At 51.6% G+C, this 4,760-nt stretch carries 6 protein-coding genes; 5 read left to right on the plus strand and 1 reads right to left on the minus strand.

Annotated features, from left to right (window positions below):
* Positions 1-40: 40 nt before the first annotated feature.
* The 3 genes from ACQG0S_RS24420 to ACQG0S_RS24430 all read left to right on the plus strand — a co-directional run bounded on the left by ACQG0S_RS24420 (position 41) and on the right by ACQG0S_RS24430 (position 2,143).
* Positions 41-97 carry a hypothetical protein gene (locus ACQG0S_RS24420; protein WP_265102475.1) on the plus strand — a complete coding sequence of 19 codons (57 nt, stop codon included), beginning with the start codon at positions 41-43 and terminating at the stop codon, positions 95-97.
* Between the two features lie 270 nt (positions 98-367).
* The gene (gene lpxO, locus ACQG0S_RS24425; RefSeq protein WP_023343074.1) at positions 368-1,282 is read left to right on the plus strand and encodes a lipid A hydroxylase LpxO; all 915 of its coding nucleotides are present in this window, start codon (positions 368-370) and stop codon (positions 1,280-1,282) included.
* A gap of 399 nt (positions 1,283-1,681) precedes the next feature.
* The gene (locus ACQG0S_RS24430) at positions 1,682-2,143 is read left to right on the plus strand and encodes a hypothetical protein (protein WP_065707752.1); all 462 of its coding nucleotides are present in this window, start codon (positions 1,682-1,684) and stop codon (positions 2,141-2,143) included.
* Between the two features lie 254 nt (positions 2,144-2,397).
* On the opposite strand, the gene ACQG0S_RS24435 is transcribed toward ACQG0S_RS24430, so the two are convergent.
* Positions 2,398-2,508 carry a hypothetical protein gene (locus tag ACQG0S_RS24435; protein ID WP_048246078.1) on the minus strand — a complete coding sequence of 37 codons (111 nt, stop codon included), beginning with the start codon at positions 2,506-2,508 and terminating at the stop codon, positions 2,398-2,400.
* A gap of 643 nt (positions 2,509-3,151) precedes the next feature.
* On the opposite strand from ACQG0S_RS24435, the gene ACQG0S_RS24440 reads away from it, so the two are divergent.
* Complete coding sequence (locus tag ACQG0S_RS24440; RefSeq protein WP_001445156.1) at positions 3,152-3,475, plus strand: MobC family plasmid mobilization relaxosome protein; 324 nt, start codon at positions 3,152-3,154, stop codon at positions 3,473-3,475.
* On the plus strand, positions 3,465-4,760 hold a 1,296-nt coding region (gene mbeA / locus ACQG0S_RS24445), incomplete at its 3' end, for a plasmid mobilization relaxase MbeA (RefSeq protein WP_426751004.1). The genes ACQG0S_RS24440 and mbeA, both read left to right, overlap by 11 nt.

Genomic DNA, 4,760 nt, shown 5'->3' on the forward strand with positions numbered 1-4,760 from the left:
GCAACGGGAGAACGCGGCGCTGAGCGAGCGCGTCACGGGCTTGAGCAGGCAGGTGCAGAGTTTGAGCGATCAGCTGCGCCGGTTGTCGAGCGGCTGAATGCCGTCGAGCTGCAGCAGGTGCGGGAGGCGCGGCATCAGAAAGCGCTGGAGCTCGAACGATCACAGCGACAGCGGGTATATCACGGTCCGTCCCTTTGATTCATTTCAGCATAATTCCTGCTGAAATCCTCTCTGCCTGTGTAGTAGATATGTTCTGGTGAAGCTTCGATTATACTATTGATAAATAGCATTTAGATTATAATTTAAGTGCATTCATTATGTTATCTTTAAGAGATTTTTATTATTGGCGTGAACAAGGAATATACACATGCTGTCACTTATTATTATTTTTGTTTTTCTTATCAGTGTATTGTATGCGCATTCTCGCGGTAAAATAAAACAAAAGTTTTCCAGGCAGTTATTTGATCATTCAACATTTATGGCTCCGATAAATATGTTTATGACAGGCTTTTCGAAGCTGCCGTCAAAGCAGGCATGGTTTCCCCCAGAAACATTTCCTGAACTTCAACCATTAATTGATAACTGGCAGGTTATAAGAGACGAAGCTGTTAATTTGCAAGGGCACATTAAATCATCTGAAAAAAATAATGATGCAGGATTTAATACATTTTTTAAGCGCGGTTGGAAGCGCTTTTACCTCAAGTGGTATGGAGATGCTCATCCATCAGCGGAGCGGCTTTGCCCAGTAACAACCCAACTGGTTAGCTCTATTCCCTGTATTAAAGCAGCGATGTTTGCTGAATTGCCTTCAGGAAGCCATTTAGGAAAGCATCGTGACCCTTATGCCGGTTCAGTTCGTTATCATTTAGGATTATCAACACCAAATGATGAACGGTGTTTTATTGAAGTTGATGGTGTACGCCGCAGTTGGCATGATGGTGAAGTGATAATTTTTGACGAAACTTTTGTTCACTGGGCTCAGAATGATACCGAGCAGACACGTATTATTTTGTTCTGTGATATAGAAAGGCCGATGAAGTGGCGGTGGTCACAAAAAATAAATAGGTGGATAGGTGGGGTGCTAATGTCAGCGGCAGCATCACCCAACGATAATAATGACAGGACTGGTGCTATAAATCATTTATTTAAATATGTTAATGCTATTCGTGATGCAGGTCAGAAGCTAAAAAAAAGGAATCGAAAACTATATTATTTGATTAAAAATGGAGTTATTTCTTTGATTTTTGTTTGGCTTGCTGTCTCAGTGTTTAGATGGCTGTGATTTGTTTTTTTCTATTGAGTCATACATAAATTTGGGTCTTCTATGCTCAATGTATGGTTATAGATAAAAATCGCCTGCTAAAAAATTCTATTGAAATCTTTTTAGTAAGAAAGGCCCGAATCTGACGCTCAGCGGGCCTTTCGTGAAGAAGTGCGGCAGTAGACAGATTTCATCTGATCACGTTCATGTGCTGCTGTGCAATTAAGCGTTTCTTTCGGAGCTTTCACGGTATTTCCTTCACGAAACCGGCCGCCATTCACTCTTGTGCATAGCCATGCAGCCGCGCAGAAATTATCAGGGGCGTTTTTCAGGGTTTGGGCCGGGGAAAGGTGCCGGAAACGGCCCTCAGGCCGCAGAAACGCGCTGAGGGGCTCTCAGGGGGTGCGGCCAAGAAGCGTTATGGTAAATACATATTATGGTTATTTATTAGGAGTAACTCTGGGAGAGTGGGCTATGGGATCAGATGTTCAATGGCAGATAGATAATGGTTATTTGGCGCAAGTTATGGGGGATTTTTCGACAGAGTCGCCTAGCTTTGAAACGCCAATGTTTGGGCGATATTTTGATACCTTTCAAGCTGCTATACATGTTGCAAAAGCTTTCCCAGGGAGTACGTTGCAGCCATCAGAGTACGAAGATAAAACTGGGATGCTAATACGTCATTATTATGTGGATTGTCATCCGTATTATGATCGACTCCCTCCTGAAAAAAGCGATAATTTTCAGTATGATGAGTACCCTTCTGCTATTCATGTGGCTGCGTGTATTGATCAAGCTAGCAAAGAACTCGACGAACTATTGTTTGGTGGTGGATATGGGGAAAATGGTGAGGGGCATGCAAGCCCGATAATTTTATATTAGTGTTAGGGGCGGAGGGATATTATCCAATTTGTAAAATGATCTTCTTGAGATCGTTTTGCTCTGCGCGTAATCTCTTGCTCTGAAAACGAAAAAACCACCTGGGGAGGTGGTTTTTCGAAGGTTCAGTAAGTTGGGGAACTTCTGAACCGTGGTAACAGTCTTGTGCGAGACGTGTCACCAAATCTGTCCTTCCAGTGTAGCCGTAGTCCGGCCACCACTTCAAGAACTCTCGATACATCTCTCGCACATCCTGCTTACCAGTGGCTACCGCCAATGGCGATTTTGTCGTGTCTTTCCGGGTTGGACTCAAGTTGATAGTTACCGGAATGGGCGTGGTAGTCGGACTGAACGGGGGGGTCGTGCATACAGTCCAGCTTGGAGCGAACTGCCTACCCGGAACTGAGTGTCAGGCGTGGAATGAGACAAACGCGGCCACATAACAGCGGAATGACACCGGTAAACCGAAAGGCAGGAACAGGAGAGCGCACGAGGGAGCTACCAGGGGGAAACGCCTGGGATCTTTATAGTCCTGTCGGGTTTCGCCGCCACTGATTTGAGCGTCATATTTCGTGATGCTTGTCAGGGGGGCGGAGCCTATGGAAAAACGGCAACGCCGCATCCTTTTCCCAGCCCTTCCTGATTTGAGCGCCATCTCTTTATCCCGCCATTCGTGAGCCGGTAACGCCCGCCGCAGTCTCACGGCAGGAGCGTAGCGACCGAGTGAGCGAGGAGGCGTCATTTCATCGTCCCCAGCATTTCGCACTTACGCCCCACAGACGCATTTTTTACCTGCCACATGAAGCACTTCCCTGAATTCCCACTTCGATTTACCATATTAAGCCAGTATACACTCCGCTAGCGCTACGTGACTGGTTCAGGGCTGCGCCCCGAAACCCGCTAAAACCACTGACGCGCCTGCGGCTTGTCCAACACCGCGCCGACCGGGAAAAGATTTCCCGCCCGTCCCGGCGTTATCAGGAGGCCGGATTGGCAGACAAACGCAGCAAAATGCTCACGATGTGGGTGACCGAGGATGAGCACCGGCGTCTGCTGGAGCGCTGCGACGGTAAACAGCTTGCAGCCTGGATGCGCCAGACGTGCCTGGACGAGAAACCCGCCCGCGCCGGCAAGCTTCCCTCGATCTCGCCGGCGCTGCTTCGTCAGCTTGCCGGCATGGGGAACAACCTTAACCAGATTGCCCGGCAGGTTAACGCCGGTGGTGGCAGCGGGCACGACCGCGTGCAGGTCGTCGCCGCGCTGATGGCCATAGATGCCGGACTCGAGCGGCTGCGGCATGCCGTGCTGGAAAAGGGTGCAGACGATGATCGTTAAGTTTCACCCGCGAGGGCGCGGCGGTGGCGCCGGTCCGGTGGATTATCTGCTGGGGAAAGACCGACAGCGCGAGGGCGCCACCGTTCTGCAGGGGAAGCCGGAAGAAGTCAGGGAGCTTATCGACGCCTCACCCTACGCAAAAAAGTACACATCCGGCGTCCTGTCCTTTGCCGAAAAGGATTTACCGCCCGGGCAGCGCGAAAAGCTGATGGCGAGCTTTGAACGGGTTCTGATGCCCGGACTCGACAAAGACCAGTACAGCGTGCTGTGGGTTGAGCACCAGGATAAGGGGCGGCTGGAGCTGAACTTCCTGATCCCGAACACGGAGCTGCTGACTGGCAAGCGTCTCCAGCCGTATTACGACCGCGCCGACCGTCCGCGCATTGATGCCTGGCAGACCATCGTGAACGGCAGGCTGGGGCTGCATGACCCGAACGCGCCTGAAAACCGGCGGGCGCTGGTCACGCCGTCCGCGCTGCCGGAAACGAAGCAGGAAGCCGCTCAGGCAATTACACGGGGTTTACTGGCCTTGGCCTCGTCCGGGGAGCTGAAAACCCGCCAGGACGTCACTGAGGCGCTGGAAAGCGCAGGTTTTGAGGTGGTACGCACCACAAAAAGCAGCATCAGCATTGCCGACCCGGACGGGGGGCGAAACATCCGACTGAAGGGAGCCATCTATGAACAGTCTTTTAACGCTGGCGAAGGACTTAGAGCAGAAATCGAAAGCGCAGCAGCAGAGTACCGGCGAGATGCTGAAAGCCGCATTCAGCGAGCACGAGAAGTCTGTCAGAGCGGAACTGAGCGAAAGCGAGAAGAGAATCAGCGCCGCCATCCTCGACCACGACCGGAAGCTGTCCTCAGCCATGAGCCAGCGTACGAAAGGGATGCTGCGCATGGTCAGCCAGACGTGGCTGACCATCGTCCTGGTCTCCGTGCTGCTGATCGCCTCGAACGCGGCCATTCTGTGGTGGCAGAGTCAGCAGATACTCGACAATTACGTGAGCATCCGGGAGCAGAAGAGCACGCAGGCGATGCTGTCCGAGCGGAACAGCGGCGTGCAGCTCTCGACCTGCGGCGAGCAGAGACGCCGCTGCGTGAGGGTGAACCCGGAAGCGGGACGGTTCGGAGAGGATTCGAGCTGGATGATACTGGCGGGGAAATAGCACATGACAGAGCTGGAAAAACAGTTGCTGAGCGCATTAGAGCAGCTACAGCAGGACTACTCGAAAAGGCTGGACGAGTGGGAGAGCGCCTTCGCGGAATGGCGGACGATGTCTGGTCTTAT

It is taken from the genome of Enterobacter cloacae complex sp. 418I7, assembly GCF_050030705.1.
GTDB classification, from domain to species: Bacteria; Pseudomonadota; Gammaproteobacteria; order Enterobacterales; family Enterobacteriaceae; genus Enterobacter; species Enterobacter intestinihominis.